Annotated in this window: 23 protein-coding genes; 11 read left to right on the top strand and 12 right to left on the bottom strand. The window is 61.0% G+C overall.

What is annotated here, in order from left to right:
- Positions 1–4: 4 nt before the first annotated feature.
- A complete protein-coding gene (locus NPS58_RS10475; RefSeq protein WP_274115275.1) occupies positions 5–328 on the bottom strand; it encodes a DUF2025 family protein in 324 nt (107 codons plus the stop codon).
- 178 nt (positions 329–506) lie between these two features.
- Between NPS58_RS10475 and NPS58_RS10470 the strand changes: the two genes are divergently transcribed.
- Positions 507–1721, top strand: coding sequence for a GAF domain-containing sensor histidine kinase (locus NPS58_RS10470; protein ID WP_274115274.1), 1215 nt, complete (start codon positions 507–509; stop codon positions 1719–1721).
- Here NPS58_RS10470 and NPS58_RS10465 read toward each other — a convergent pair.
- Entirely contained in the window at positions 1660–2577 is a 918-nt protein-coding gene (locus NPS58_RS10465; protein ID WP_274115273.1) for a LysR family transcriptional regulator, read from the bottom strand. The genes NPS58_RS10470 and NPS58_RS10465 overlap by 62 nt on opposite strands.
- Before the next feature lie 121 nt (positions 2578–2698).
- Here NPS58_RS10465 and NPS58_RS10460 point away from each other — a divergent pair, with 121 nt between their 5' ends.
- Positions 2699–3457 (top strand): SDR family NAD(P)-dependent oxidoreductase, encoded by a 759-nt coding sequence (locus NPS58_RS10460; protein WP_274115272.1) that lies wholly within the window; start codon positions 2699–2701, stop codon positions 3455–3457.
- Between the two features lies 1 nt (position 3458).
- Here the strand turns inward: NPS58_RS10460 and NPS58_RS10455 are convergent, their stop codons facing one another.
- The 6 genes from NPS58_RS10455 to NPS58_RS10435 all read right to left on the bottom strand — a co-directional run bounded on the left by NPS58_RS10455 (position 3459) and on the right by NPS58_RS10435 (position 7532).
- Entirely contained in the window at positions 3459–4322 is an 864-nt protein-coding gene (locus tag NPS58_RS10455) for an efflux RND transporter periplasmic adaptor subunit (protein ID WP_274115271.1), read from the bottom strand.
- 12 nt (positions 4323–4334) lie between these two features.
- On the bottom strand, positions 4335–4541 hold the full coding sequence (locus tag NPS58_RS10450; protein ID WP_274115270.1) for a DUF1656 domain-containing protein: 207 nt from the start codon (positions 4539–4541) through the stop codon (positions 4335–4337).
- On the bottom strand, positions 4528–6516 hold the full coding sequence (locus NPS58_RS10445; RefSeq protein ID WP_274115269.1) for an FUSC family protein: 1989 nt from the start codon (positions 6514–6516) through the stop codon (positions 4528–4530). The genes NPS58_RS10450 and NPS58_RS10445 overlap by 14 nt, the downstream gene beginning before the upstream one ends.
- A 195-nt stretch (positions 6517–6711) precedes the next feature.
- Positions 6712–6828 carry a cytochrome c oxidase subunit CcoM gene (gene ccoM / locus NPS58_RS29475; protein WP_279843962.1) on the bottom strand — a complete coding sequence of 39 codons (117 nt, stop codon included), beginning with the start codon at positions 6826–6828 and terminating at the stop codon, positions 6712–6714.
- A 134-nt stretch (positions 6829–6962) separates the two neighbouring features.
- Positions 6963–7124 carry a hypothetical protein gene (locus NPS58_RS10440; RefSeq protein ID WP_165957326.1) on the bottom strand — a complete coding sequence of 54 codons (162 nt, stop codon included), beginning with the start codon at positions 7122–7124 and terminating at the stop codon, positions 6963–6965.
- A 78-nt stretch (positions 7125–7202) separates the two neighbouring features.
- Positions 7203–7532, bottom strand: a complete 330-nt coding sequence (locus NPS58_RS10435; protein ID WP_274115268.1) for an aspartate-semialdehyde dehydrogenase — start codon at positions 7530–7532, stop codon at positions 7203–7205.
- A gap of 142 nt (positions 7533–7674) precedes the next feature.
- On the opposite strand from NPS58_RS10435, the gene rapA reads away from it, so the two are divergent.
- Entirely contained in the window at positions 7675–10521 is a 2847-nt protein-coding gene (rapA, locus tag NPS58_RS10430) for an RNA polymerase-associated protein RapA (RefSeq protein ID WP_274115267.1), read from the top strand.
- A 42-nt stretch (positions 10522–10563) separates the two neighbouring features.
- Here rapA and NPS58_RS10425 read toward each other — a convergent pair whose 3' ends face one another.
- Complete coding sequence (locus NPS58_RS10425) at positions 10564–11958, bottom strand: MFS transporter (protein WP_337994258.1); 1395 nt, start codon at positions 11956–11958, stop codon at positions 10564–10566.
- A 235-nt stretch (positions 11959–12193) separates the two neighbouring features.
- Between NPS58_RS10425 and NPS58_RS10420 the strand changes: the two genes are divergently transcribed.
- Positions 12194–14467, top strand: a complete 2274-nt coding sequence (locus NPS58_RS10420) for a putative bifunctional diguanylate cyclase/phosphodiesterase (RefSeq protein WP_274115265.1) — start codon at positions 12194–12196, stop codon at positions 14465–14467.
- On the opposite strand, the gene NPS58_RS10415 is transcribed toward NPS58_RS10420, so the two are convergent.
- Positions 14367–15254 carry an NAD(P)-dependent oxidoreductase gene (locus NPS58_RS10415; protein WP_274115264.1) on the bottom strand — a complete coding sequence of 296 codons (888 nt, stop codon included), beginning with the start codon at positions 15252–15254 and terminating at the stop codon, positions 14367–14369. The genes NPS58_RS10420 and NPS58_RS10415 overlap by 101 nt on opposite strands.
- Positions 15255–15453: 199 nt before the next feature.
- Here NPS58_RS10415 and NPS58_RS10410 point away from each other — a divergent pair, with 199 nt between their 5' ends.
- Positions 15454–17637: a hypothetical protein gene (locus NPS58_RS10410; RefSeq protein ID WP_274115263.1), complete on the top strand. Its 2184-nt coding sequence runs from the start codon at positions 15454–15456 to the stop codon at positions 17635–17637.
- A gap of 166 nt (positions 17638–17803) precedes the next feature.
- On the opposite strand, the gene NPS58_RS10405 is transcribed toward NPS58_RS10410, so the two are convergent.
- Positions 17804–18109, bottom strand: coding sequence for a DUF2288 domain-containing protein (locus tag NPS58_RS10405; RefSeq protein WP_274115262.1), 306 nt, complete (start codon positions 18107–18109; stop codon positions 17804–17806).
- 358 nt (positions 18110–18467) lie between these two features.
- Here NPS58_RS10405 and NPS58_RS10400 point away from each other — a divergent pair, with 358 nt between their 5' ends.
- The 5 genes from NPS58_RS10400 to NPS58_RS10380 all read left to right on the top strand — a co-directional run bounded on the left by NPS58_RS10400 (position 18468) and on the right by NPS58_RS10380 (position 23467).
- On the top strand, positions 18468–19598 hold the full coding sequence (locus NPS58_RS10400; RefSeq protein WP_274115261.1) for a branched-chain amino acid ABC transporter substrate-binding protein: 1131 nt from the start codon (positions 18468–18470) through the stop codon (positions 19596–19598).
- A 226-nt stretch (positions 19599–19824) separates the two neighbouring features.
- Positions 19825–20748, top strand: coding sequence for a high-affinity branched-chain amino acid ABC transporter permease LivH (livH, locus tag NPS58_RS10395; RefSeq protein WP_128324136.1), 924 nt, complete (start codon positions 19825–19827; stop codon positions 20746–20748).
- On the top strand, positions 20745–22001 hold the full coding sequence (locus NPS58_RS10390; RefSeq protein WP_274115260.1) for a high-affinity branched-chain amino acid ABC transporter permease LivM: 1257 nt from the start codon (positions 20745–20747) through the stop codon (positions 21999–22001). The genes livH and NPS58_RS10390 overlap by 4 nt, the downstream gene beginning before the upstream one ends.
- The gene (livG, locus tag NPS58_RS10385; RefSeq protein ID WP_274115259.1) at positions 21998–22765 is read left to right on the top strand and encodes a high-affinity branched-chain amino acid ABC transporter ATP-binding protein LivG; all 768 of its coding nucleotides are present in this window, start codon (positions 21998–22000) and stop codon (positions 22763–22765) included. Before NPS58_RS10390 ends, livG begins: the two co-directional genes overlap by 4 nt.
- Positions 22766–23467, top strand: coding sequence for an ABC transporter ATP-binding protein (locus tag NPS58_RS10380; RefSeq protein WP_274115258.1), 702 nt, complete (start codon positions 22766–22768; stop codon positions 23465–23467). It begins immediately after the preceding gene.
- A gap of 43 nt (positions 23468–23510) precedes the next feature.
- On the opposite strand, the gene NPS58_RS10375 is transcribed toward NPS58_RS10380, so the two are convergent.
- Complete coding sequence (locus NPS58_RS10375; RefSeq protein ID WP_274115257.1) at positions 23511–24425, bottom strand: LysR family transcriptional regulator; 915 nt, start codon at positions 24423–24425, stop codon at positions 23511–23513.
- Positions 24426–24532: 107 nt separating this feature from the next.
- Between NPS58_RS10375 and NPS58_RS10370 the strand changes: the two genes are divergently transcribed.
- Entirely contained in the window at positions 24533–25132 is a 600-nt protein-coding gene (locus tag NPS58_RS10370) for a short chain dehydrogenase (RefSeq protein ID WP_274115256.1), read from the top strand.
- The last annotated feature ends 16 nt before the right edge of the window (positions 25133–25148 follow it).

The raw sequence follows: 25148 nt of genomic DNA, 5'->3' as shown, positions 1-25148 counted from the left end.
GCCTTTACCCCCGCAGTTGCCGCTGCGCGGCGATCTCCGGCAAGTCGCGCCGGCGCAGGTAGACTCGCAGCGGCTCACTGATATTCAGGCGTTCATCGACATTCTGCGCCAGGAGGATCTCGATGAGCGCTCGGCTCAAGGTCATGACCTCGCCATTACCGGCCTGCCAGACAAATTCGCTGCTGGGGGTGATGCTGTCATCGGCGACGTCCATGCCGAAGGAGTCTTCGCTGAAGCGCACGATATGCTTGCCAAGCTTGCGGTGGAATCCGACGAACCCCTTGAGCTGATCGGCGGCGGCGCAGATGTCCTGGGATGTGATGTGCATGTCTAACCTCACGTTTAGAAAGGGACTTGCACGCAGGGCGGGCGGTGGCTCTCTGGCGGAGCGACTCGAGCGCCAAGGTTAATGGAAATTGTTCCGCTGCGCTTACGGATTTTTCACTCAGGCCCGGGTTGATCGCTAGACTTATCCCACGCCCTTTTTTTGTCACAGCGGAAGATTCATGAGCAACGCCGTTACCTCTGACATCGCCACCATTGGCCGCATCAATGCAGTCCCCGCCATCTTGCAGGTCATCTGCGAAACCACAGGCCTGCGCTTTGCTGCCGTGGCCCGGGTGACCGAGACCCGCTGGGTCGCCTGCGCCGTGCTCGACACCCTCGGATTTGGCCTGAAGGTGGGTGGTGAACTGGATCTGGTCACCACGCTGTGCCACGAAATACGCAACAGCCACCAAACCATCGTCATAGACAAGGCCAGCGACGACGAACTCTACTGCAACCACCACACGCCACGCCTGTACAAGTTCGAAAGCTATATTTCCGTGCCGGTGTTCCGCGTCGACGGCAGCTTCTTCGGCACCATCTGCGCCCTGGACCCAACCCCCGCCACCCTCAAGGGCAGTGCTATCCAGCCGATGATGGAGTCGTTTGCCCGACTGCTGTCGATCCAGATCGAAAGCGAAGAGAACGCCCAGAAAACCGAAGTAGCCCTGCAGAAGGAACGCGCCCTGGCCGACCTGCGCGAGCAGTTCATCGCCGTGCTCGGCCATGACCTGCGCAATCCGCTGTTCGCGATCACCGCCGGGGCAGAACTGCTGACCCAGCGCCTCGAAGAAGAAAAAAGCCGGGCCATTGCCCAGCACATTCTCACCTGCGGGCGACGCGCCACACAGCTGGTATGCGATGTTCTGGACTTCGCCCGGGGGCGTCTGGGCAATGGCATTACCGTCACCGTCCAGCCCTGCCCCGACCTGGGTGAGGCCCTCACCCATGTCGCCTCGGAGCTGCAGCGGGTGCACCCGCAACGGCAGATCACGCTGAACATTGGCGACCTGAGTGGCTTGAGTTGTGATCGCGAGCGGGTCACCCAGCTGCTGTCCAACCTGCTTGCCAACGCCTTGAACCATGGTGCACAGGACCAACCCGTGGAGGTCAGTGCACAGATTCGGGACCGGGTGTTCGTGCTCGGCGTGCTCAACTTCGGCGAGCCTATTGCTGCGCATGTGCTGGCGCAGCTGTTTCAGCCATTCGCCCGCCCCCACAGCGATACGCCCCAATCCGGCCTGGGCCTTGGCCTGTACATCGCCAACCAGATCGCCCTGGCCCATGGCGGGCGAATGGAGGTGATTTCGAGCCGGGAGGCCGGAACCCTGTTCAGCTTCCGTCTGCCGCTGGATCGAGACGAGGCTCAAGCAACGCCACCAGCCACTCCATGAACGCCCTCAGGCGGTGCGGCACGTGCTGTTGCCGGGCGTAGAGCAACGACACTGGCAACGGCGGCGCCACAAAATCCGCCAGCAGCGCCACCAGCTCGCCCCGCTCCAGATAACCCTGCAGCCCCGCCGCCGGGGCCTGGATCAACCCAAGCCCGGCAAGGCATGCACTCTCGTAGGCCTCCGCGCTGTTGACAGTGATTGCTCCAGCCATGGGTTGAACCTGCAAGGTACCCGCCTGCAGGTACTCGAAGCCCGCGCTGCGACTGCCCAGGTTCCTGACATAGTGGATCAACTGGTGTCGATGCAGGTCGGCCAGGCACGTCGGGGTGCCATGACGTTGCACATACCCCGGGCTTGCGCAGTTGATCTGCGCCAGACTGCCCAAGGGCCGGGCCACCAGATCAAGGTCAGTCAAGGTGCCAATGCGCAGCACGCAGTCGAACCCTTCGCGCACCAGGTCGACCTGCCGGTCCGTGCAACTGAGCTCAAGCTCCACCCCCGGATGACGGGCCATGAACTCAGGCAGGTTGGGCAGCACGATACGGCGTGCCATCAAGGTCGGCAGATCGACCCGCAAACGCCCACTGAGCGCTGCTTCATCGCTATGGAACAACCCTTCGATCTCATCCATGCGCGACAACAGGTCCTTGCTACGCTCGTACAGGTGCAAGCCGTCCTGGGTCGCCTGCACTCGCCGCGTGGTGCGGTTGAGCAAGCGTGTGCCGAGCAGGGTTTCGAGGGCCCGGATCTGTTCCGAAACCGTTGAGCGCGGCAATCCCAGGCTCTCTCCGGCCAGGGTGAAGCTCGACAGCTCGCTGACCCGGACAAAGGTTCGCAGCAACTCCAACTTGTTCATGGCCGCAGGCTCGATTGTTCGCTGATGCCGATCAGTATTTCCGAAATCCGCGGATTTATCTGCACCCAGACGACCAATAGACTTTTATCGACTTCCCCTGTTTACCCCCGAGGTGCAGACCATGAATCGCAAAATCGCATTGATCACCGGTGCCAGCCGCGGCCTGGGCAAAAATACCGCACAGCACCTGGCCACACAGGGCATCGACATTATCGGCACCTACAACAGCAAAGCCCAGGACGCCCAGGAACTGGTGCAGGCGCTCGAGCAACAAGGCGTGCGCGCCGCCATGCTGCAACTGGATGTCGGCGACAGTGCAAGCTTTGCCGGATTCGTCGAACAGCTGCGACGCACCCTGAAGTCGACCTTCGGCTGCGAACAGCTGGATTTCCTGGTGAACAACGCAGGCATCGGCATCAATGCACCGTTCAGTGAAACCACAGAGGCGCAGTTCGACCAACTGTGCAATATCCAGCTCAAGGGTCCGTTCTTCCTGACCCAGCACCTGCTACCCCTGATTGCCGATCAGGGCCGGGTCGTGAATATCTCCACAGGCCTGACCCGCTTCGCCCTCCCCGGCTACGCCGCCTATGCGGCGATGAAAGGCGCCATGGAAGTGCTGACCCGCTACCAGGCCAAGGAATTGGGTGCCCGCGGCATACGCGTCAACATACTCGCGCCAGGTGCGATCGAGACCGACTTCGGCGGTGGTGTGGTGCGCGACAATGCCGACGTCAACGATTTCATTGCCGGCAACACCGCGCTGGGGCGAGTCGGCCTGCCGGATGACATAGGCGCCGCCGTCGCCTTGCTGCTCGGTGATGGCGCTGGCTGGGTCACCGGTCAACGCCTGGAAGTGTCCGGCGGCATGTTCCTCTGATTCAGCGCTGGTCTTCGCGCACCTGGACGCTGGCCGTCATGCCAGCGCTCAGGGGCATGCCCTCGGGGATCTGGTCCAGTTTGATCCGCACGGGAATGCGCTGAGCCAGGCGTACCCAGTTGAAGGTCGGCTCGACCTCGGCAAGCAATTGGCTGTCGGGGTTGGCATTTCGGTCAGTGATACCGCGGCTGATACTTTCGACATGTCCCTGCATGGGCTCGCCGGCGCTCATCAGCCACACCTTGACCGGATCACCGACACGAATCCGTGGCAACTTGGTCTCTTCGAAATAGGCTTGTACATAGAAGGTCGAGTCGTCGATCAAGGCCATGACTGGCTGCCCGGCATTGACGAAATTGCCCTCGGCCAGGCGCAGGTTGGTGATATGGCCATCGCGCGGCGCCTTGACCTGGCTGCGGGCCAAGTTGATGGCAGCCTCCGCGACTTCGGCCTGCGCTTCGCGCAGTTGGCCGCGCGCCACCGCCGCATTGATCTGGGCATTCTCGCGCAGTTCGGCACTGATTGCCTGGGGCCCCAGGGCCAGGCGCCGGGAGGCTTCGTGCTCACGCAGGCGCAATTGGTGCTGGCGGGTTTCAGCCACGGCATTGGCCTTTTCCAGGGCCGCTTCGAAACGGTCACGATCGATAGACATCAGCAAATCACCGGCCTTGACCTGCTGATTGTCCTGGACCTTGAGCTCGCGCACCCACCCCGAAACGTCGGGGGCGATGATCACCACGTCGGCGCGAATTTTCGCATCGCGGGTCCAGGGGGTGAGCATGTAGTACTGCCAGAGCTTGCAGCCGGCAAAAATCGCCACCGCCACCAGGCACAGAGTTACTGCGACACGTACTAGTGCACGCATGGATCACACTCCTTACAAAGGCCCCAGCCCAAGGGTCACCAGGGTCAATACACAAATGAACAGCGCACAGTCGAACAAGGCTTCATGCCAGATCCAGCGCCCCAACGGTGTCAGGCGCAGCAACAGGCGCACCACGCCGGTCACCAGCAGCGCCAGCACGACATAAATCAGAAACGGGCTGAGCAACACACCGCCCAGCGACCATTCACGCAAGCCCATGGATTTCCTCCTGACGTCGACACCACTTGCTCCAACTGCGTTGCAGCTGCAACACGGCCCCGACCGCCAGGCGCAACGCGTCGCTGGGCGGCTGGCTTTGCAAGGCCTTGATGAACTCCTCGCTGGCCTGGTCCAGGCGCTGGCCCCGACCCGCGGCTGGCCCCCGCGCCAGCACTGCCTCGAGCTGTTGCAAGTAGTGGCGTTCGGCAGCCGCTACTGGCGCCTGCGCCACGGCCAGGCAATGGCGCAGGTGCAACAGTTCATCGCCGATGTCCAGCCCATGCACACCATCGTCCCAGCGGCTGCGGTCCTGCTCCGGCAAGGCGCTGTGATGCCGGGCCAACTGCAGCAGGCGGTCAGCCATCCGGCCGCCGAACCAGGTCTCGGCCCCACGCAGCTCACGACGGGTCAAGCGCACCAGGTCGTTCTGCGTCGCCGCGCGCAGGCGGCGGCCGTGCCAGGCTGGGTTGCGCAGCACCAGCAACTTGAAGGCCAGCACTGCCGCGCCCACGCCGATCAGCATGGCCTGGGCACTGTTGAGGAAGGTCGCCACTTCGAACCTCATGGCATTGAGCGGCGCCACCAGCACGATGAAGTGCAGGCAATAGGAGGTGGCCGTGGCGCCGATACGCGGATTGGCCATGCCCAGCGCACCAAAGAACAAGGGCACCCCCATGGCCATGCAAAGCATGGGAAAGCCGTTCCACTGCGGCAGGAGGATCTGCCCGACAAAGAACGCCACGGGTATCGCCAGAAGAATGCCGCGCAAAAAGCTCATGCCAATCTGCGCGCCGTTCTCGCGGCTGGCGAACAGACTGCAGACCACACACGTCAGTACCAAACCGCCGGGCGCCGCGGTCCAGGCCGTGGCCAGCCAGAAGCTGGCCATGGCCAGAAACGCCAGGGCGCTACGCGAGCCGAACAACAATGCCAGCGGCACGTCGCGGTGCGCGGCAAGGCTATCGGGTACATCCACCGGCGCCTTGCCCTCCTCTACGGCCCGTAGTGCCAGGGTGGCGGCCATCGCCGTATCCAGCAGCAGGGTCAGGCGGGCCAGGCAATAGTGCTCGGCCGAGCTGATGGTTTCGTCATGGGCGGCATCCCAGACCTGCTGACGCAACAACAGCAGGCCCGCTTGATCAGGTGTCGCCAGCGCACTGCGGACCTCGTCGAGCCAGCGTTGCAAGTGCAAGGCCTGGCATTCGTCCAGCTGCTGCCACTGGCGACGCACCGAGCGGGCAATGCGCAGCAGCACCAGCAACTTCTGGCTCAAGCCGCGAATCGCCCGGGCCCGCTGCCGCCCCAGTCGCCCTTCGAACCAGGCGTGTTCGCGCTGGGCATCGACCGCGACGATACGTCCGAGAATCTCCAGCAACCCTTTGCGGGCCTGTTCTTCACCTGTCAGGGTGGCGCTGGCCGCCTGCAAGCCATTGGTCCAGGCCTGGCGCGCCTGCCCGCCGAGCTGTTGCTCGACCCGCATGGGCCAGAGCAAGGCGCTGGTGGCGGTCGCGCAGACAATGCCCAGGCAGATCTCGGTGCAACGCGCCACGGCCTGATCGAACACCAGCAGCGGATGACCGATCGCCGGCAGGGCAATGATCGCCACGGTGTAGCCGGCCAATACAAATGAATATGCCCAGGCACTGCGCAGCAGCGTCGAACAGGCCGTACACAGCGCCAGCCACAAGGCCAGGGCCAGCAAGAACAGCCAGGGCGTCTGGGCGAACAGGCCGATGAATACCACCGACATGATGGTACCGACCAAGGTGCCGAACAGCCGCGCCAGACCTTTTTGCACGACCATGCCCGACAGCGGCTGGGCCACGATGAAGGCAGTCATCAGCGCCCAGGCCGGCTGCTCCAACCCCCAGCGCAAGGCCAGCCACAAGGCCAGGCCGCCCCCCAGCAACGTCTTGAGGGCAAATTGCATAGCGAGCTTGTTCGGCGCCAGCAGGGCCTGCAAAGTGATGGGCACGGGATGAACCTAGAGGGGCAGTGATGTAAAGATAGTCAGGATGAAGCAGAAGGATTGAAGCTTAATAATTAGCTAGCTAACCATCAAGCTTTCTGACAAGTCCTCGCAGCCCGCGCCAGCAGGTTTTCTGCGGGCAAAAAAAATGGGCGACCTAAGTCGCCCTAAATGCCTTGCGTGCCCGTGTATCTGGAAGGATCAGCGCTGCTTGCGCTTGGTCGAGTCCTTCCAGATGAAAATTCCAAATCCAACGAAGAACAGCAACATCAGGCCGACTGTAACTACTCCAGCGATAACCACATTATCGAAGAACATGTCGGCCTCCATTTGCCTGCACCTGTCTGATGGGCTCAAGGTATCGAATGGACGGCGAGAGGAAATTGACCGAGGTCAATGGCGCCCTGAAGCGCGCGCGGGAGGCAGGTGCAGGCTTGACCTGCATCAAGTTTTCAACGCTTCTTGGGTTTGCCCTTGGGCTTCTTCTTGACCTTGCCCAGTGGCATGGCCTGTTCGAACGCCTGGCGCACTTCGTTCAGGCGTTTTTCATTGAGGTCGTGGACGCGTCGGGCGCGTTCGGCACCGAGGTCGATCAGGTTGTCATCTTGGCTCATGGTCTGGCTCAGGAAGCGGACGGCGATTGCCTAATAATGAAGGCTGCGACCGGGTCTGACCAGTGCGGGCGCAGCGTTTCAGACTTCGATGTCCACCAGCAGCCCCTGGCGAGGCTGATCGTCCATCAGTGGCGCGACCGGCACGGTGTTGTCGGCATTGACCTCATCGCCCGGCACGGGCTGATACTGCCCTTGCTCCCCATTCGACTGATGCCGGCCCTGCCGGCGTTGCTGCTCCTCACGCAGCAGCAGCGCCGCTTGTTGCGGATCGCGGTGCTTGAGGTCGATGGCGCCGTCGCTTGAGCTCGGCTGGGCAGGCACCACCGGCTTGATGTCCGGCGTCGGCTTGACCGGGTCCAGTTGCGACGTCACGGGTGCGGCACTGAGCGGAATAAGGGGCGGCAGCATGGGGTGGTCTCCTGTCGCCAATGTGTCGGCTGCTATTCGATGGCCTTGAGCCGGTCGGGGTGAATATATTGCTAGACTCTTTGGTCTGTACCAGTCCTATCCGTTAAGATAGTCGGCTTTTTCATGGCGGGAGTCAGGCAGTATGGCGCAGCAGTATCAACCGGGGCAACGCTGGATCAGCGACAGCGAAGCCGAGCTAGGTCTGGGGACCGTTCTGGCACAGGACGGCCGCTTGTTGACCGTGCTCTACCCGGCCACTGGCGACACCCGCCAGTACTCCCTGCGCAATGCGCCCCTGACCCGGGTGCGCTTCTCGCCTGGCGACCAGATCACTCATTTCGAAGGCTGGAAGCTGACCGTACGCGAAGTCGATGACGTCGACGGCCTGCTGGTCTACCACGGCCTCGATGGCGAGAACCAGGCCCGCACCCTGCCTGAAACCCAGCTGTCGAACTTCATTCAGTTCCGCCTGGCCAGCGACCGTCTGTTCGCCGGGCAGATCGACCCGCTGCCATGGTTCTCGCTGCGCTACAACACCCTGGAACATACCAGCCGCCAGTTGCAATCGTCGCTTTGGGGCCTGGGTGGCACGCGCGCCCAGCCTATCGCCCACCAACTGCACATTGCCCGCGAAGTCGCCGACCGTATCGCCCCGCGGGTTCTGCTGGCCGACGAAGTAGGCCTGGGCAAGACCATCGAAGCGGGCCTGGTGATCCACCGCCAACTGCTGACCGGCCGCGCCAGCCGTGTGCTGATCCTGGTTCCCGAAAACCTGCAGCATCAGTGGCTGGTAGAAATGCGCCGCCGTTTCAACCTGCAGGTCGCCCTGTTCGATGCCGAGCGCTTTATCGAAAGCGATGCCAGCAACCCCTTCGAAGACGCCCAGCTCGCGCTGGTTGCCCTGGAGTGGCTGACCGAAGACGAGAAGGCCCAGGACGCGCTGTTCGCCGCTGGCTGGGATTTGCTGGTCGTGGACGAAGCGCACCACCTGGTCTGGCATGAAGACCAGGTGAGCCCCGAGTACGGCCTGGTCGAGCAACTGGCCCAGGTCATTCCTGGCGTGCTGCTGCTCACCGCCACCCCCGAGCAGCTGGGGCAGGACAGCCACTTCGCCCGCCTGCGCCTGCTCGACCCGAACCGTTTCCACGACCTGGCCGCCTTCCGCGCCGAGAGCGAGCACTATCGCCCGGTTGCCGAAGCCGTTCAGGAGCTGCTCGACGAAGGTCGCCTGTCGGACAAGGCCCACGCCACCATCCAGGGCTTTCTGGGCGCCGAAGGTGAGGCCTTGCTGGCGGCAGTCAGCGATGGCGACACCCAGGCCAGCGCCCGCCTGATTCGCGAACTGCTTGATCGCCACGGCACCGGTCGCGTGCTGTTCCGTAACACCCGCGCTGCGGTCCAGGGTTTCCCTGAACGCAACCTGCACCCGTACCCGCTGGCGAACCCTGACCAGTACATGGAACTGCCGCTGGGCGAGCACGCCGAGCTGTATCCGGAAGTGGCCTTCCAGGCGCAGGGCGAGATCGCCGAAGAGGAGCGTTGGTGGCGCTTCGACCCACGGGTCGACTGGCTGATCGATACCCTGAAGATGCTCAAGCGGGTCAAGGTCCTGGTGATCTGCGCCCACGCCGAAACCGCCATGGACCTGGAAGACGCCCTGCGCGTGCGCTCCGGCATCCCGGCCACGGTATTCCACGAAGGCATGAGCATCCTGGAGCGTGACCGCGCCGCGGCCTACTTCGCCGACGAAGAATTCGGTGCCCAGGTACTGATCTGCTCGGAAATCGGCAGTGAAGGCCGTAACTTCCAGTTCTCCCATCACCTGGTGCTGTTCGACCTGCCTGCCCACCCAGACCTGCTCGAACAGCGTATCGGCCGCCTGGACCGGATCGGCCAGAAGCACACCATCGAGCTGCATGTGCCGTACCTGCAAAATAGCCCGCAAGAGCGCCTGTTCCAGTGGTACGACCAGGCCCTGAACGCTTTCCTGGCCACCTGCCCGACCGGAAACGCCCTTCAGCATCAGTTCGGCCCACGCCTGCTGCCGCTGCTTGAAAGCGGTGACGACGGCGAGTGGCAAGCATTGGTCGATCAAGCCCGCGCCGAGCGCGAGCGCCTGGAAGCCGAGCTGCACAGCGGCCGCGACCGTTTGCTGGAGCTCAACTCCGGTGGTGCTGGCGAAGGCCAGGCCCTGGTCGAGGCAATTCTTGAGCAGGACGATCAGTTCGCCCTGCCGATCTATATGGAAACCTTGTTCGACGCCTTCGGCATCGACAGCGAAGACCACTCGGAAAACGCCCTTATCCTCAAACCGAGTGAAAAAATGCTCGACGCCAGCTTCCCGCTGGGCGACGACGAAGGGGTGACCATCACCTACGACCGCAACCAGGCGCTGTCTCGTGAAGACATGCAGTTCATTACCTGGGAGCACCCGATGGTTCAAGGCGGCATGGACCTGGTGCTGTCCGGGTCGATGGGCAACACCGCCGTGGCGCTGATCAAGAACAAGGCGCTCAAGCCCGGCACCGTGCTGCTCGAACTTCTGTACGTCAGCGAAGTGGTGGCCCCGCGCGCCCTGCAACTGGGCCGCTACCTGCCGCCGGCGGCGCTGCGCTGCCTGCTCGACAGCAATGGCAACGACCTGGCTTCGCGGGTATCGTTCGAAACCCTCAACGACCAGCTCGAAAGCGTGCCCAAGGCCAGCGCCAACAAGTTCATCCAGGCCCAGCGTGATGTGCTGACGCCCCGGATCAACAGCGGTGAAGCCAAAATCATGCCGCGCCACGCCGAGCGGGTTGCCGAGGCCCAACGCCGACTGGCTGCCGAAACCGACGAAGAGCTGGCTCGCCTGACCGCCTTGCAAGCGGTGAACCCGAGCGTGCGCGACACCGAGATCGACGCCCTGCGCAAGCAGCGTGAACAAGGCCTGGCAATGCTCGAAAAAGCAGCGCTGCGCCTGGAAGCGATCCGAGTACTGGTCGCGGGTTGATCCTTGTCGCCCCATTGCCGGCATTGCCGGCGATGGGGCCGTTCAAGCCTCTACCAACTTACCGCCTTTCTCTTCACTCCCCAGCACCATCCCCTCCCGCATCCGCTGCGCATCACGACTGAAACACCGCGACGCCATCAACAGAAACACCAGCGTCAGCATCAAGGCCACCGGAATCAGATACATCGCATCGTGCAGGCCTTCAGCCTTGAACGCCTCGCTCATCTGCACCTCTCCCGCTGCCAGCATCGCTGCCTTGGCGAAATGATCCGACAGCGCCCCCACCACCACCGGCCCCAAACCGCCGCCCAATAAATACAGACCGGCAAAGAACAAGGCCATGGCCGTGGCGCGCAAACGTGGCTGCACCACATCCTGGATCGCGGTATAGACGCAGGTGTAGAAGTTGTAGGCAAACAACCACCCCACACCGAACACGGCGACAAACACGCCGATGTCGATACGACCGGCATGCAGCGCCCAGGCCGTGGCCACGGTGGAGACCAGCATGCTGAATGCGCCGAACAACAACCGGCCAGTGGGAAAGCGTTGATGAATCTTGTCTGCGATCCAGCCGCCCAGGGTCAACCCCACCAGCCCGGTCAGGCCGACAATCACCCCGGTAGCTACCGCCGCTTGCTGCAAGGACAAGAGGAAATAGCGCTGCAGCATCGGCACCATGAACGAGTTGGCGGCGTAGGTGGCGAAGTTGAAGGCCAGACCCGCCAGCACCAACCAGCAGAACGTCGGCACACTCAGTACCCGGCGCAGCGGCCGGTCCACCGGTGCCTGTGAGATCGCCACCACTTCGGCAGCCCCGCGGGCAGGCTCACGAATCATGAACATGAACACCGCCAGCAGCAGCCCTGGCACCGCCGCGATAAAAAACGGCGCACGCCAGCTATCGAAGGCCTCGACCATGGCGCCAATGGTGAAGAATGCCAGCAATAGCCCCAACGGCAGGCCAAGCATGAACAGCCCCATTGCCCGTGCCCGACGCTCGGCGGGAAACAGATCACCGATCAGCGAATTGGCCGCGGGGGCATAGCTGGCTTCACCAATCCCCACGCCCATACGCACCAGCAAGAAGCTCCAGAAACTGCCCACCATCCCGTTGACGGCAGTCAGCCCGCTCCAGACCGCCAGGCCCCAGCCCATGAGCTTGCTGCGCGACCCATTGTCGGCCATGCGCCCCAGCGGCAAACCGGCAATGGCATACACCAGGGTAAATGCAGTGCCGATCAGGCCGATCTGCAAATCGCTGAGGTGCCACTCCAGGCGGATCGGCTCGATGATGATGGCGGGGATGGTGCGATCGAAGAAATTGAACAGATTGGCCAGAAACAGCAAAAAAAGAATACGCCAGGCATTGTCCGCTTGAGTGGAGCGCTGCATCGGTCGGTCCCTCGTTATTATTGTGTTCGGGGCGTTGCACATGCCGAACTGAATCTAGAGGGCCATCGTTTGTCTGTCTGCCACCATTGACCGGGGTGATACCGGTTAATGCGAACGATTGGCACCGTTAGAACACATCGCTATGCATTCAATGACCAAATCGTAGAAGTCAAAGTGCCATTAATCAGGATGGGATAATTCCCGCTTTCTATACTGCACCAGAACGGTCTCCAGGCTCTTTTGGGGGACGAGTGAAAACTCGACTAAGAGGCGCGCTATGGAGTGGTTGGGGCTACAGATGCTCGCCGAATTGCCGGCAGGTGGTCAGATCATTCTTGAGTGCAAGTACAACCCCTACCTGGTGGCACTTGCCTTCCTGGTCGCCGGTGCCGGCAGCTTCGCCACCCTGAGCATGGCTGAACGCCTGAACCATGTCGAACAACCCGCCGCCCAGCGACAATGGCGGCTGCTTGGTGCCTGCTGCCTGGCCGGGGGCGTCTGGGCCCTGCACTTCATCAGCATGCTGGCTTTCCAGGCCTCGATCGAGGTGCACTACGACTACGCCCTCACCGGGCTGTCGCTGATGATCATGCTGCTGGCCGGCTGGCTGGCGATGAACACCCTGGGACATCGCCAGCTGCGACCGCATCATTACCTGCAGGCCGCCGTGTGTATCGGCCTGGGCATCTGCGCCATGCACTACGTCGGCATGGCGGCCATGCGCTCCAACGCCCAACAGTTCTATCGCCCGGACATGTTCATCGCCTCCATCGCCGTTGCCATCGCGACCAGCCTGCTGGCACTGGTGCTGGCGCGTTACTTTCGCTACGGCAGCGGCATGCTCCACCAATTGTTCAAGTACGGCGCCAGCCTGTTGATGGCCGGGGGGATCTTCGCCACGCACTTCACCGGCATGGCAGCCATGACCCTGATCATTCCCAATGACGTCAGCGTTAACCTGGCGGCCGACGACAACAGCCTGCAGTTGAGCCTGACCATTGCCTTCATCACCTTGCTGATCAGTGCCAGCAGCATCAGTGCGGCATTGTCCGACCAGAAGCTGCAAAGCAAAGAGCATGACCTGCGCCGAGTCAACCTGCTGCTCAGCCAACTTGACCAGGCCCGGGTGTCGTTGCAGCAAGCGGCCCATTACGACGCCCTGACCAACCTGATCAACCGCCGCGGCTTCAACCAGGTGTTTGCCGAGCGGCTGGCCGAACAAGCTACCAACGAGGGCATGCTGGCGGTCATGTTCCTCGACATCGACCACTTCAAGCGTATCAACGACAGCCTGGGCCACGACGCTGGCGACGAGCTGCTCAAAGTCATTGCCGGCTACATCAAGGCGGCTACCAGGAGCCAGGATGTCGTGGCGCGCTTTGGCGGTGACGAGTTCTGCATCCTCACAGCGCTGCACAACCGCGATGAGGCCCGCCACCTGGCCCAACGCATCATGCAAAAAATGAAGGAGCCGATCGACCTGGCTGGACGACGCATGGTCATGACCACCAGCATCGGTATCAGCGTGTTCCCCGACGACGGCCGTACCTGCGAGGAGCTGCTCAAGAATGCCGACCTGGCGCTGTATCAATCCAAGGGCTGCGGACGCAATAACCTGAACTTCTTCAACAACACCCTCAAGGCCCGGGCCACCCTCGAACTGCAACTGGAAGAAGAGCTGCGCATTGCGCTGCTCGAAGAGCGCGGGCTGCGTATCCACTACCAACCCATTTTCGACCTGCACACAGGACAAGTAGCCAAGCTCGAAGCTTTGGTTCGCTGGCAGCATCCGCAACATGGCTTGCTCAGCCCGGACCGTTTCATCGGCATCGCCGAGGCCAATGGCCTGATCACCGAGCTCGATCTCTGGGTAATGCGCCATGCCTGCGAAGATGTCGCCCACCTGAGCCGCCATGGCTACAGCGGGCTGAAAGTCACGGTCAACTGTTCGGCCCTGACCCTGGGATGCGAAGAGCTGCCCAGTAAGGTCGAAGATGCCCTGCGCCTGGCCGGTATTGCGCCCAGCCAGCTGGAGCTGGAAGTCACCGAGAACGCCCTGATGAGCAACATTCACAGCACCGTCGCGATGCTCAAGGACATCCGAGCCCTGGGGGTGTCGCTTTCGATCGATGATTTCGGCACAGGCTACTCGTCACTGGCTTACCTCAAGCGCCTGCCCCTGGACACCCTGAAGATAGACCGCTCGTTCATTCAGGATTTGCCAAACAGCCGACAGGACATGGAGATCGTCCAGGCAATCATCATCATGGCCCACACCCTGCACCTGCAGGTGGTCACTGAAGGCGTGGAAACCCTGGAGCAGTACCAGTTCCTCGCCCAGCAAGGCTGCGACTTTGTCCAGGGCTACCTGCTCAGCCGGCCGGTGCCGCTGGGCGAGCTGCGGGCCATCTTCGGCAAGCTTGAGCAGCGCGAGCCCATGCTGGCCAGCTTCAATCCTTACGTCGGTACAGATCAATCAATGTCGCCGGATCTTTTTGCAGATAACCCTGACTACCGTGCAGGCGCATCATCTGCGCGGCCAAGCCACTGAGGGGGGTTGCCGAACCCTGCTCACGGGAGAACTTCACCGCTGTATCCAGATCCTTGAGCAACGTGCGCACGTGCCATTTGACCGGCTCGAAGCAGCTCTGGGCCATCTGCGGCGCGAGGATCTGCAAGGGCTTGGAGTCGGCAAAGCCTCCGGCCAGCGCCTCGGCGATCAGACTGGCGTCGACACCAGACTGCTCGGCCAATGCCACCACTTCGGCAATGACCAGGGCGTTGCAGGCAACGATCATCTGGTTGCAGGCCTTGGTCACCTGCCCTGCCCCTACTGGCCCCATGTGCGTGACCCGCTGGCCCAGTGTCAGCAATACCGGGCGCACCTTTTCAAGGTCTGGCGCATTGCCCCCGACCATGATCGCCAAGGTGCCTGCCTCGGCTCCCGGCGTGCCACCGGAAACCGGTGCATCCAGCCAACTCATGCCACAGAGCGCAGCCAGTTCTGCCGCCATTTCCCGGGTCGCCGTGGGCTCCAGGCTGGAAAAATCCACCAGCAGTTGCCCGGCCTTGCCACCCTTGGCCACGCCTTCGGCGCCGAACACCACATCGCGCACTACCGCCGTATCGGCCAGGCACAGCAACACCACATCAGCGTCCCGGCACAACTCGGCCGGTGTCGCGACCTGGCGGGCACCCGCCTTGACCAGCTCGGCACACTTGTCTGGCGAGCGATTCCATACCGTCAGCGGATACCCCGCTGCCAACAAACGCCGACACATCGGCAATCCCATCAGGCCGATTCCGGCAAACCCCAGTGAAGGACGTGCAGTGCTCATGTACAGCTCCAGGCAGATTAAAGAAGTTGAGTGATTGGACGATTCAGTTGCAGGCGTGCCAGGGAAACTCCTACCCGGCGCTAGGGTAGTTCCCTATCGCCCACGCCAAATGCGCACTGATACAGTCGCGAAACTTTTCCAGTGATGGCCCTATGATATCCACTAGAACAGCCATCCACCTGCAGGCAAATGGCGCAAAATGACCTCCAAGAATACTTCTGCCAACGCGGTTTCCGAGCTGACGTCATCCCTTCCCGCGCTCAACCATTCAGGGGCGAGAGAGTTACATACCTCGCGGGTGCTCAATCCGCAGCAGTACCTCTACTTCACCGAGACAGACATCCAGCGCATCCTCGAAAACCTCGACGGCCTGCGCGACCTGGTGTTTCCACCCAGCGTCCATCTCGAAGATGAAAGCCAACTACGCCTGGACCAGCAGTTCCCTTCGGTGTGCCTGATTGGCCTGGGTCGCTGCGGTTCGAACATCGCCCTGGATGTCGCAGAACTTGTATACAACGCCAGGACCTTCTACCTCAACGAATTCAATAATCAAGACCCTGCCGGTAGCGAAGCGAGCTACAGCCCGGCCCGCTGGATCCGCAACAATCTGCGCCTGGTACAGAACAAGCCCAGCAAACCGGTGTTCCTGGTCGAGCCGCTGGTAATGCTGGGCGACCTGGACAAAGACATCGCCGGGCGCATCCGCTTCTCGGGCAAGGGTGAAAAGAGCGGCTTCATCCGCGACTACAGCAAAATGAAGATCATGGACCTTTCGGAAGTCCATGCCGGTGGTGCAGGTAATGCGCCGATCCTGGGCCAGTACCTGGCCAAGATCATTCTCAACAAGGAGACCCACCGTTTTTCCAGCGCCGACTGGAAGCTGATCCACTCCTACCTGATCGACTCCTGCGGGATCAAGGCCAACCAGTCCCGGTTGTACTTCTACATTTTCAGCGCCGGTGGTGGTACCGGGTCGGGCATGGCGTCGGAGTTCGGCCTGGCCCAGCAGTACTCGTACATGAACAAGACCTTCGATACCAAGCCTGCGGATGAGAACGACGGCAAGAGCGGGCACTCGTTCGTGTTCGAACCAATCTTCACCAGCGGCATCTGTGTGCTGCCGAACATTTCCGATCACCGCAGTGAAATGTCCGAAGCACTTCACATCAATGCCGGGCGACTGCTGTGTAAATACCTATCGGAGGAATGGGACTTTTCTTACAACTTCGATAACGAAGACAGCAGCGAAGCCAGTGTCATGGGCCGTATCCGCCCCTGGAACGCGATGATGCTGATCTCCAACGACATCATGCGCTATGCCGAAGAGAACGATGACGGCAATATCCAGAACATTGATGTCAATGCCATGGAAAAGCACGCCAACCAGTACATCTCCCAGCAGATCTTCAACATCCTCACCGCCCAGGCGGTGACCACCGACTACGACCAGAACTACTTCCGCCGGGCAGGCATCGACATTGGCGAAACCATTCGCCTGGACGCCAATGACCTGTTCATGAGCCTGGCAGGCCCAGTGGCCATTGCCTACGCCGAGTCCGTGGTACCGGAGCGGGCCTCGCCAGGCACGGACAAATTCAAGGTGTTCGAAAAAGACCAGCAGCCCTTGAATATCGATGACCTGTTCTTTCGCTCCATCGACCTGCCGCATTTCAACAAGCTGACCCAGGCCATCGAGGGCATCAGCCTGCTGCCGATCGAGTCAAAGCGCTATCGTGCGGCTCTGGAGCAATACAAGGCCTCGGGTTACGACGCCGCGGCGCTGCATGACCTGCACTTTTTCAAGAATTGCTCGTCGGTGGTCTCGATCGTCTCGCTGCCCAAGGACTACAAGCTGTCGTACATGGACCTGAATCGGCTCAAGACCCACCTCAACAGCCTGTTTCCCAACACCACCCTCAAGCGCTATGCCCTGGTCATCGGTGCATCGGCAAACCTGTCGCTGACCACCCTGATCGCCAAGAGCCCGTGCCTGTCGGATGACTTCCTGACCTTGATCGTGGCGTTCATCAAACGTTGCTTTGCGCGCAATCCCTATCGTTTCGACGACACCCTGGACAATGCCATCCTCGAATTCATCACCAGCGAAACCTTCGATGAGGCGCGTATCGACGACTTGCTCAATGAATACGAGAACCCGGCGAAGATCCTCGATACCAACTGGTACGCGATCAAACCGATGTACGAGAAAAAGTACCGCGAACTGATCAATGACAAGAGTAAGTTCGTCTCGATCAACGACATTCGCCTGTCACGGGAATGCGTGAAGAAAGCGGTGAAATACCTGCGCGAAATCTTCCGCCATCGCATCGGCAAGACGCGGGTGATTTCGTTGAACAGTCATACCGGGAAAGTGGATTACTGAAACTGAACGCATCGCGGGGCAAGCCCGCTCCTACCTGTAGGAGCGGGCTTGCCCCGCGAAACTGTTACCTCCAGCGAAGACTGTTACCAACGGTCACCCCGCCTGAACAGTCTCGCGCACTAAAACCGCCTGCCTGTGCGTTTTCACGCACCAATTCAGGGCACGCCTACTCGGGTTTCTTCACCTGAATCACGATGAACGGTGAAACCACCACTGCCCATATCTCTGGATCGCGGCTCTGAAGGTCTAGCGCCTGCTCCGCAGTAACGGGCCCTACCGTGCCAGCATTACGCCATGCAGCCACGGTTTCGCTGCGGTTCTCGGCCATTGCCTGTGCAACTTCGATCAGGTCCAGGGTCGGGTCGACCCAAATCAGGTCACCCTTGGCCCAAAAACGCTCCAGGGCTTTCCACTCGATTACTGCCGTCTCGCCGAGCAGCTTGGCATAGAGGGTGCTAGGTTGATCAGTCATGGGTTCCTGCCAGAAATAATTCGACCACTGTGTGAGGTCGGTATTTTTGCAGAAAAACCCGGTTTCAAATAAGTAATTGAGCGTAATCAACTGGAAAGCGGCGATTTACCGCGTGAATCTGACTGCACCAAGCCGCTTTCCTGTACGTTTCTGTCAATTAAGCGACATGCTCAGGATTTGCCTCGGCGGGCCTGCTTTTCAAGCGACAAAGCGGCGCTCTACACTGTACCGGTACAGTTGCCAGGGCAAAATCGGAGCAACCGGGACCGTGACAAGGCGTGGCCTTGCAGGAACCCGATCCGGTCCTCACGCTCTGGCCGCAGGACTATAAAAATTACAACAGAATGAGTGGAGCATTATGAGTAAGGCTACTAAGCAGATTTCCAAGCTGTTTGCCGCAATGGTTCTGGCCGGGGTTGCCAGCCATTCGTTTGCAGCCGATACCATCAAGATCGGCATCGCCGGCCCGAAAACCGGCCCGGTCACTCAGTACGGCGACATGCAGTTCATCGGTGCCAAGCAGGCCATCAAAGACATCAACGCCAAGGGCGGCGTCGACGGCAAGATGCTCGAAGCCAAGGAATATGATGACGCCTGCGACCCTAAACAGGCCGTGGCAGTCGCCAACAAAGTGGTCAACGATGGCGTCAAGTTCGTAATTGGCCACCTGTGCTCCAGCTCCACCCAGCCTGCGTCCGACATCTATGAAGATGAAGGCGTGATCATGATCACCCCAGCTGCCACCAGCCCTGAAATCACCGCCCGTGGCTACAAGCTGATCTTCCGCACCATCGGCCTGGACAGCGCTCAGGGCCCGGCGGCCGGCAACTACATTGCCGACCACGTCAAACCGAAAGTGGTTGCAGTCCTGCACGACAAACAGCAGTACGGCGAAGGTATCGCCACCGCGGTCAAGCAGACCCTGGAAGGCAAAGGCACCAAGGTTGCCGTGTTCGAAGGCCTGAACGCCGGTGACAAGGACTTCTCGTCCATCATCCAGAAGCTCAAGCAAAACAACGTCGACTTCGTCTACTACGGCGGCTACCACCCAGAGCTGGGCCTGATCCTGCGCCAGGCCAAGGAAAAAGGCCTGAACGCCAAGTTCATGGGCCCTGAAGGCGTCGGCAACGACTCCATCTCGCAAATCGCCCAGAACGCTTCCGAAGGCCTGCTGGTAACCCTGCCTAAATCCTTCGACGCCGACCCTGCGAACAAGGCCATCGTCGAGGCCATCAAGGCCGATGGCAAGGATCCAAGCGGCCCGTTCGTATTCCCGGCCTACTCGGCTGTCCAGCTGATCGCCGATGGCATCAAGGCCGCCGGCAGCAGCGACGACGCAGAAAAAGTCGCCGCGCAAATCCACAAAGGCACCTTCAAGACCCCAACTGGCGACCTGTCGTTCGACGACAAGGGCGACCTGAAAGACTTCAAATTCGTGGTCTACGAATGGCATTTCGGCAAACCTAAAACCGAAGTTTCTCCTCAGTAATCCCGTCTGACTACATGACTACTAAGCCCACTGTGCGAGCAGTGGGCTTTGTTTTACGAGGTTCATGGGCCTGATTCCCGCGATCCGGGAGCAGGTTCACCTGAAAATCTTAAAACCGTCACCAGCGGTTCGCTGACAGTGCCTGCGTCGAAGTGGCTCAAGACCACGAGACCGGCCGGGGTTACCCCACCAGTGAAATGCGTATCAGGTTTTTAGGAGCGCTGTAATGCCTGAGATCTATCACTTCTTCCAACAGCTGGTTAATGGTCTGACCATTGGCAGCACCTATGCCTTGATAGCCATTGGCTACACAATGGTTTACGGCATCATTGGAATGATCAACTTCGCCCATGGCGAGGTGTACATGATCGGTTCCTACGTGGCGTTCATTGCCCTTGCCGGGCTTGCCATGATGGGGATCCACTCACTGCCGATACTGATGACCGTCGCGTTCGTCGCCACGATCTTCGTAACCAGTGCCTATGGCTACAGTATCGAACGGGTCGCCTACCGGCCGCTGCGCAACAGCAACCGGTTGATCCCGCTGATTTCTGCCATCGGTATGTCGATATTCCTGCAGAACACCGTATTGCTGTCCCAGGACTCCAAGGACAAGTCCATTCCCAACCTGATCCCGGGGAGCATCTCCTTCGGACCGGGCGGCGCAGAGGAAGTGCTGATCTCCTACATGCAGATCCTGGTCTTCGTTGTCACCCTGGTGGCCATGACCGGTCTGACCCTGTTCATCTCGCGTTCGCGTCTGGGCCGGGCCTGCCGGGCCTGCGCAGAAGACATCAAGATGGCCAACCTGCTTGGCATCAACACCAACAACATCATCGCCCTGACCTTCGTCATCGGTGCTGCCCTGGCAGCCGTGGCGGCCGTTCTGCTGAGCATGCAGTACGGGGTGATCAACCCCAACGCCGGTTTCCTGGTAGGCCTGAAGGCCTTTACCGCGGCCGTTCTGGGTGGCATCGGCAGTATTCCGGGCGCCATGCTCGGCGGGCTGGTGCTGGGGGTGGCTGAAGCCTTTGGCGCCGACATCTTCGGCGACCAGTACAAGGACGTGGTGGCCTTCGGTCTTTTGGTTCTGGTGCTGTTGTTCCGTCCGACCGGCATTCTCGGCCGTCCGGAGGTTGAAAAAGTATGAACAGAAATCTCAAACAGGCGTTCTTCGCCGCCTTGCTGGTCTGGGCCGTGGCCTTCCCGGTGCTTGGCCTGAAGCTGAGCATCGATGGCATCAACCTGATCGTCCATAGCCAGGGCACGTTCACCATCACGATCATTGCCGTGTGCTCGGTGCTGATGTTCCTGCGGGTGCTGTTCGACAAGCAGTGGAGCGCCGTCATGCGCACCCGCTCGGACCGCAAGCTGATCTCGCCGGCCGTGAGCAACTTCCTGACCCTGCCCAAGACCCAACGCTGGATCATCCTGGGCCTGATCGTGGTTGCACTGGTGTGGCCGTTCTTCGGCTCGCGCGGTGCGGTCGACATCGCCACCCTGATCCTGATCTACGTGTTGCTGGGCCTGGGCCTGAACATCGTGGTAGGCCTGGCGGGCCTGCTCGACCTGGGTTATGTGGGCTTCTACGCGGTCGGCGCCTACAGCTACGCCCTGCTGTCGCACTACTTTGGCTGGGGTTTCTGGATCTGCCTGCCGATCGCCGGCATGATGGCGGCCACGTTCGGCTTCCTGCTCGGCTTCCCGGTACTGCGTCTGCGCGGTGACTACCTGGCCATCGTGACCCTGGGCTTCGGTGAAATCATCCGCTTGTTCCTGCGTAACCTCACCGGCCTGACCGGCGGCCCGAACGGCATCAGCAACATCGAGAAGCCGAGTTTCTTCGGCCTGACCTTCGAGCGTCGCGCGGCCGAGGGGATGCAGACCTTCCACGAGTTCTTCGGCCTGCCGTACAACTCGATCAACAAGGTCATCTTCCTCTACCTGGTAGCGCTGTTGCTGGCCTTGCTCGCCCTGTTCGTGATCAACCGCCTGCTGCGCATGCCCATCGGCCGTGCCTGGGAAGCGCTTCGCGAAGACGAGATCGCCTGTCGAGCATTGGGCCTGAACCCTACCGTGATCAAGCTCTCGGCGTTCACCCTGGGTGCCTGCTTCGCCGGTTTCGCCGGCAGCTTCTTCGCCGCACGCCAGGGCCTGGTGACACCGGAGTCGTTCACCTTCATCGAGTCGGCGATCATCCTCGCCATCGTCGTGCTTGGCGGTATGGGCTCTCAGCTGGGCGTGATTCTCGCGGCCATCGTGATGATCCTGCTGCCCGAACTCATGCGTGAATTCAGCGAATACCGCATGTTGATGTTCGGTGCATTGATGGTGTTGATGATGATCTGGCGTCCGCAAGGCCTGCTGCCTATGCAACGTCCCCATATGGAGCTGCGTCGATGAGCCGCGAAATTCTGCAAGTCAGCGGCCTGAGCATGCGCTTCGGCGGCTTGTTGGCGGTCAACGGCGTGGCCCTGACCGTCAAGGAAAAACAGGTAGTGGCATTGATCGGCCCTAACGGGGCCGGCAAGACCACGGTGTTCAACTGCCTGACCGGTTTCTACAAGCCGAGCGCCGGCAGCATCCTGCTCGATGGCCAGCCGATCCAGGGCCTGGCCGGGCACGAAATTGCCCGCAAGGGCGTGGTGCGGACCTTCCAGAACGTGCGCCTGTTCAAAGAGATGACCGCGCTGGAAAACCTGCTGATCGCCCAGCACCGTCACCTGAACACCAATTTCTTCGCCGGGCTGTTCAAGACCCCAGGCTTTCGCCGCAGTGAGCGCGAAGCCATGGACTATGCGCAGTTCTGGCTGGACAAGGTCAACCTCACCGAGTTTGCCAACCGTACCGCCGGGACCCTGGCCTACGGTCAGCAACGGCGCCTGGAAATCGCCCGCTGCATGATGACTCGTCCGCGGATCCTCATGCTCGACGAACCGGCGGCCGGCCTGAACCCCAAGGAGACCGAAGACCTCAAGGCCCTGATCAGCCTGCTGCGAGAAGAGCACAACGTCACCGTGCTGTTGATCGAGCACGACATGAAACTGGTCATGAGCATCTCCGACCATATCGTGGTCATCAACCAGGGCACGCCCCTGGCCGACGGCACGCCGGAACAGATCCGCGATAACCCTGAAGTGATCAAAGCCTACCTGGGGGAAGCGTAAATGCTGCAGTTCGAAAACGTTTCCACCTTCTATGGCAAGATCCAGGCGCTGCACGGCGTCAACGTCGAGATCCGCCAGGGTGAGATCGTCACCCTGATCGGCGCCAACGGTGCAGGTAAATCCACCCTGCTGATGACCCTCTGTGGTTCTCCCCAGGCACAAAGCGGCAGCATCAAGTACCTGGGTGAAGAACTGGTCGGCCAGCCGTCCTCGCACATCATGCGCAAGAGCATTGCCGTGGTGCCGGAGGGCCGCCGGGTGTTCGCCCGCCTGACGGTGGAAGAGAACCTGGCCATGGGTGGCTTCTTTACCAACAAGGGCGATTACCAGGAGCAGATGGACAAGGTCCTGCACCTGTTCCCGCGCCTGAAGGAACGCTTCAGCCAGCGTGGCGGCACCATGTCCGGTGGCGAGCAGCAAATGCTCGCTATCGGCCGGGCCTTGATGAGCAAACCCAAGCTGCTGTTGCTTGACGAGCCATCGCTGGGTCTGGCGCCGATCATCATCCAGCAGATCTTCGACATCATCGAGCAACTGCGCCGTGACGGCGTAACGGTGTTCCTGGTCGAGCAGAACGCCAACCAGGCCCTCAAAGTCGCCGACCGTGCCTATGTGCTGGAAAACGGCCGGGTGGTAATGCAAGGCACCGGTGAAGCCCTGCTGACCGACCCCAAGGTACGCGACGCTTACCTGGGGGGTTGACCCACTATAGGAGCGGGCTTGCCCTGCGATCGTGATCCAACGGTCACATCGCATCGCGGGGCAATCCCGCTCCTACGTTTTTGAACCAGCGCATCAGGTAGTCGGCAAGCACCTGGACCCTCCTGGGCATCGCGCCTTGATAGGGATGCACGAGGAACAGCGGCACACTGCGCGTCTGGTAGTCACGCAACAACCAGAGCAGTCGTCCGTCTGCCACCTCGCCATGGACCATGTAGGAAGGCAACCTGGCAACTCCCGCCCCTAGCAACGCGGCTTTCTTCAGCAGGCTGTAATGGTTGCTGGCGAAACTGCCGCCAACCTGCACCCGCACCAATTCGTGGTGCTGGTGATACAACCACTCCTCGCGACCACTGTAGTGACTGTTGAGCAAGCAGCGATGGCCGCCCAGTTGCGCCGGCGTGTGCGGCTGCCCGTACCGCTCGACATAAGCCGGGCTGGCACAGGTCAGTTCCTGCATCGCCAGCACCGGGCGAGCGACCAGCCGCGCATCGCCCTGGACCTCGGTGCGTATCGCCAGGTCGAAGCCATCACCCAGCAGATCCCGGTAGCCATTGTTCAATTCGAGCTCCACCTGAAGACCTGGGTAGGTCGAGGCGAATTCCAGCAACAGCCCTTCGAAAAACGTCTCCCCCAACGACACCGGCACGGTGATGCGCACCGGGCCTGCCAGTTCGTCCCTGAGCATGGACAGGGTCTGGCGGGCACCCTCCATTTGACGGACCAGCGCCTGGGCCTGGGGCAGCAACATCGCCCCCGCTGCAGTCAGGCTCAGCCGGCGCGTCGTGCGATGCAGGAGTTTGACCGAGTGACTGGCCTCCAACGCACTGATGCGCTTGGACAGCTGCCCTTTGCTCCAACCCAGCTGCTGCGCGGCCAGGGTGAAACTGCCGGCATCCATCAACACGGCAAAGGCTGCCAGATCGTCCAGGTCACTCACAGATTGTTTCCATATGAAAACCAAAGGTTGCCCATTAGCACGCTTATCCGCAGAAAAATCCACCCTAGACTTGAGCCTTGCCCTCACAACCAGCAAGGAACGTATCCATGAAAATCCTGTTGATCGGCGCCAGCGGCACCATTGGTTCGGCGGTAGCCAAAGAACTGGAACAACGTCACCAAGTGATTCCTATCGGCCGCAGCAGCGGTGACTATCAGGTCGATATCAGCGACAGCGCCTCGATTCGCCGCCTGTTCGAACAGACAGGCCGCTTCGATGCCCTGGTCTGTGCCGCCGGCAACGTGACCTTCGCCGCGCTGGCCGAAATGACCGAAGCACAGTTCGCCCTGGGCCTTGGCGACAAGCTCATGGGCCAGGTCAACCTGTTGCTGATTGGCCGGGAGTTCATCAACGATGGCGGCTCGTTCACCTTCACCAGCGGCGTCACCAGCCATGACCCGATCCGCACAGGCGCCTCGGCGAGCCTGGTCAACGGCGCTATCGATGCCTTCGTCAAGGCCGCGGCCATCGAATTGCCGCGCGGATTGCGGGTCAATTCCATCAGCCCCAATGTGCTGGTCGAAGCGATGCCGGCCTACGCCCCTTATTTTCGTGGGTTCAAACCCGTGCCGGCAGCCGAGGTGGCGCTGGCCTACGCCAAGAGCGTCGAAGGCCTGCAGTCTGGCCAGACCTATCATGTTGGCTGAGGCCTTGTGATCGGCG

It is taken from the genome of Pseudomonas putida (genome assembly GCF_028682455.1).
Taxonomy (GTDB): Bacteria; Pseudomonadota; Gammaproteobacteria; order Pseudomonadales; family Pseudomonadaceae; genus Aquipseudomonas; species Aquipseudomonas putida_AA.
Note: the sequence above shows the minus strand (reverse complement) of the source record. Positions and strands in the feature narration are given on the sequence as shown.